This window comes from Microbacterium sp. zg.Y909 (genome assembly GCF_024626565.1).
Map to the genome: position 1 here is coordinate 1 of NZ_JANJFJ010000385.1, position 4,132 is coordinate 4,132.

Here is a 4,132-nt window from a genome sequence, read left to right on the forward strand (position 1 = left end):
CCGTTGCCGACCCCCCAAAGGGAATCGGACTTTGATCCAAAGGAATCTCACCCGGTAAAAACCGGGACGAGGTTATTTGGCATTTGACAAGTGCACGCTGTTGAGTTCTCAAGGATCGGATGCTCCTCCGGTCAGGCCTGTAGAGCCTTACCCGAAGGGCGTGTGATCGTGTTGTGTGGTTAGAAGTTCTGAGGTCGGCGCTTCGCCGGGCTTTCGCCGAGCAGTGGTCCCTGACCTGGTTCCTTCGAACCGGAGTCCCATACTAGCACAGCCTCTGCGAGGTGAACCAGTGTGGGGGATGTTGACTGCATGAGAGGAAGCGGGGCCTTCCGGCCTCTTCGCTTTCCCCTTTGGGGCCAACAGAGAAAACAATACGTGGGATCCGGGGGTCGGGCAAATCGGGCTCGCCTCCCGGGCGTGTCGCCCGTAATCACGCGGAAGTCGAGCCCACCGAAGCCGGCGCCGCGTCGCCCGTGCCCGCGCGCGATCGGAGCATCTGCACCACGATGGCGAGGCCCAGGGTCATCGCTCCCCACAGCCCGCACGCCGGCGGCAGCACGCGATAGGCCAGATGCGCGACGGTGAACTGCTCGGTGAACGGGCCGAAGAGCGCCAGCCCGATCCCCCACGCCGCGACCAGGGTGATCGGCAGCGACAGCCACCATGCCCAGCGCACGAGGGCGGGGAGCACGCGCGCAGCGAGCATGCCGGCCGCGCGGCGTCGCAGCCAGAGCAGCGCCCACACTCCGATGATGGCGAGTCCCACCACACCCGAGACGTACTGGATCCAGCGGAAACCGGTGAAAGGCCCCCACATTCCGTCGAGCCCGGGGATCAAAGCGACGCCCCACCGACCCCGGTGCGTGAAGGCATCCCACGCGATGTGACTGAGGACTCCCAGCAGCAGCGAGGCCACCAGCAGCACGGGGTAGCCCCTCCCCCGGGAGTTGCCAGGCAGCAGCCCCACGGCATCCCGGGCGGCCGGACCCGCCGGCATGTCCCACTCCGCGGGCAGCCTCGCGGCGAGCCACCGCGGCGACAGTTCGCGCACGGCCGGACGCAGCAGGCATCGCCACACCATCAGCAGCCCGAGGGCGACGAGCACGGTGAGCGCGAGACCACCCCAGGAATGCGTCGCCGCGTAGGTCAGGGGCGTCCCCCGCACGAACAGCGGGAGATCGGGCGTCATCGCCCCGATGGCGATGGCCGCCGGAACGAGCGGCGTGCGCACGAAAGGCAGCGCGACGAGGGCATGGCTCGGAGTGAACGGCATCCCTCGACCAGCCCGTCGCCGCCGCGCTCAGCCCGCAGTCGGTGAGACGAAGAGTCCTGCGAGCGTCTTCTTGCCGCGCCGCAGCACCGACACCCCGCCCGGCAGACTGCCGGTCACCTGCGTCGAGTCGTCTTCGACGCGGATGCCGTCGAGCGTGACCCCGCCCTGCGCGACCGCGCGACGCGCTTCGGACAGGCTCGTGGTGAGCCCGGTGTCGACGAGCGCCTGCGCGACCGTCGTTTGGCCCGTGACCTGGGCGTTCGGCAGCTCTTCGAGGGCGGAGCGGAGGGTTGCGGCATCCAGCGCCGTCAAATCACCCTTGCCGAACAGCGCCTCGGATGCCGCAACGACCGCCGCGGTCGCCTCCGGCCCGTGCACCAGGGTCGTCACCTCGAGCGCGAGCCGCTTCTGCGCAGCCCGGCGGAACGGCTCCTCGGCCACCAGCCGCTCGTACTCGGCGATCTGGTCGCGGGTGAGGAACGTGAAGATCTTGAGGCGCGTCACCACATCGGCGTCTTCGGTGTTCAGCCAGAACTGGTACATCCGGTACGGACTGCACATCTCGGGGTCGAGCCAGATGGCGTTGCCCTCGCTCTTGCCGAACTTGGTGCCGTCGCTGTTGGTGATCAGCGGCGTGCCGATCGCGTGCACCGAGACGCCCTCGACGCGGTGGATGAGATCCGTGCCGCTCGTCAGGTTTCCCCACTGGTCGCTGCCGCCGGTCTGCAGCACGCAGCCGTACTGGCGGTAGAGCTCGAGGTAGTCCATGCCCTGCAGGATCTGGTAGCTGAACTCGGTGTAGCTGATGCCGGCATCCGAGTTCAGCCGCGCTGCGACCGCGTCCTTCTTGAGCATCGTGCCGACGCGGTAGTGCTTGCCGACCTCGCGGAGGAAGTCGATGGCGCTCAGCGGCGCTGTCCAGTCGAGGTTGTTGACGATGCGGGCGGCGTTGTCGCCCTCGAAGCTCAGGAAGCGCTCGACCTGGCCGCGCAGCCGCGTCACCCACTCGGCGACGACCTCGGGGGTGTTCAGGGTGCGCTCCGCCGAGGGCCGCGGGTCTCCGATCAGCCCGGTCGAGCCGCCGACGAGCCCGAGCGGGCGGTGCCCGGCCAGCTGGATGCGTCGCAGCAGCAGCAGCTGCACGAGGTTGCCCAGGTGCAGGCTCGGAGCGGTGGGGTCGAAGCCGCAGTAGTACGTGATCGGGTCGCCTGCGAGGAGCTCCCGCAGCGCCTGCTGATCGGTGGACACGTGCACGAGGCCGCGCCAGACCAGCTCGTCCCACACGTTCTCGAACGAGGGGTCGATGGCGGGTTCTGCGACCGTCAAGGCTTCGGTGGACACGCGCTTCAGGCTACCAGCGCCGGGGCGGCGGGCTGGGCCCGTCAGCCGGGCCGGTCAGGCCGCCGAGACTTCGTCGTACAGGCCGATCAGGTTTCCCTCACTGTCGCGGATGTACGCCCACCGCGACGTCTCGTCGAGCGGTTGGATCGCCCCCAGTAGCTCGCCGCCGCGGGCCACCGCGAGAGCCACGGTGTCCTCGATGCGGTCGACGGTGAAGACCACGGTCGGGTGCGGCGCGGTGCCGCGCTGATGCAGGTCGCCGTTGACGCCCTCGCCTTCGGGCTGTCGCAGCACGCCCATGTCGTCGCCCCACGGTTCGTACTCGAACCCGAGGACCTCCCGGTAGAACGCCTGCGCGCGACCGATGTCGTCTGCGGGGATCTCGAAATGCTCCATTTTCGCCATGGTCAGAGGATGGCCACAGCGACACGTCGGGGCAAGAGGCGATTCTCGCGGGCGTGCGGGAGGTGCGTGCGAGACTGTGCGCCATGCCCGTCGTGTTCCCCGAAACGCTCCTCGCCGCGTTCGTGTCGATCTTCCTGTTCGTCGCGCTCGGCGCGGCCCTGGCCCTCGTCGTGGTGAACCTCCGCCGGCCCAGGAACACCACCCTCGCGATCGCCGCCGGCATCCTCGTGCTGTGTCTACTGGTCGTCACGGTGATCCCGTGGAACGTACCGGGGCTCTTCGGGCTCGTCGTCGCGCTGCCCGCGGTCGTGCTGGCCGTGCTCGGCGGAGACCCGGTCGTGCGCCGGGTACTCGCGATCGCGACGCACGGCACCGTGCGCGAAGGCATCGCCGGCGGCATCCTCGTGTCCGCACGTCCGGATGCCGGGGACGACCCGGGCGCGATGCAGGAGATCCTGCGGGGCGGCACCACGATCGGCTACCTCGAACGGCTGGGGGTGGTGCTCGGCATCATCGCCGGCTTCCCCGAGGCGATCGCGGTCGTCGTCGCCCTCAAGGGCATCGGCCGGTTCTCGGAGCTGGCCACTCCCGCCGCGCGCGAGCGCTTCATCGTCGGCACCCTCGCCAGCCTGCTGTGGGCCTGCGTCGTCGGCGGGATCGTGCGCCTCGCGATCTGCTGACGCCGGGCGGCGCGGGGGCCGCCTGACCCCGCGCCCGCGTCCGCGCTAACTCCTCAAGAACCGCACCGGAGCGGCCGAAGCGGGGCCGTCCGGCGACGCGCGGCCCCGGTTTGAGGAGTTGCGACGCCGTGGGGGCCGCCTGATCCCGCGAGGCCACCGGCCGCGCGGCGGCACGGTCCCGGCGGACCGCGCGGCCTAACTCCTCAAGAACCGCACCGGAACGGCCGAAACGGGCCCGTCCGGCGACGCGCGGCCCCGATTTGAGGAGTTGCGACGCGCCGCCGGCCCCGCAACCACCCCGCACACGCCGCGAGGCCCGCTCCTGGCGAACCAGGGGCGGGCCTCGACGTGCACGGCCGGCGCGAACCGGCCTACGCGATCACTCCGACTTCGCGGGCTCCTCGACAGCGTCCTCGGCGGCGGCCTCAGCGGC

General features: G+C 70.1%; 4 protein-coding genes. 1 reads left to right on the forward strand and 3 read right to left on the reverse strand.

The window, feature by feature from the left end:
* Positions 1–430: 430 nt before the first annotated feature.
* The 3 genes from NQ160_RS19765 to NQ160_RS19775 are packed head-to-tail and all read right to left on the reverse strand — an operon-like array spanning position 431 to position 3,019.
* Entirely contained in the window at positions 431–1,273 is an 843-nt protein-coding gene (locus NQ160_RS19765) for a DUF4184 family protein (protein WP_257516815.1), read from the reverse strand.
* A gap of 27 nt (positions 1,274–1,300) precedes the next feature.
* Positions 1,301–2,614 (reverse strand): tyrosine--tRNA ligase, encoded by a 1,314-nt coding sequence (gene tyrS, locus NQ160_RS19770; RefSeq protein ID WP_257516816.1) that lies wholly within the window; start codon positions 2,612–2,614, stop codon positions 1,301–1,303.
* 54 nt (positions 2,615–2,668) lie between these two features.
* On the reverse strand, positions 2,669–3,019 hold the full coding sequence (locus tag NQ160_RS19775) for a VOC family protein (RefSeq protein WP_257516817.1): 351 nt from the start codon (positions 3,017–3,019) through the stop codon (positions 2,669–2,671).
* An 83-nt stretch (positions 3,020–3,102) separates the two neighbouring features.
* Here NQ160_RS19775 and NQ160_RS19780 point away from each other — a divergent pair, with 83 nt between their 5' ends.
* Entirely contained in the window at positions 3,103–3,699 is a 597-nt protein-coding gene (locus tag NQ160_RS19780) for a hypothetical protein (RefSeq protein ID WP_257516818.1), read from the forward strand.
* The last annotated feature ends 433 nt before the right edge of the window (positions 3,700–4,132 follow it).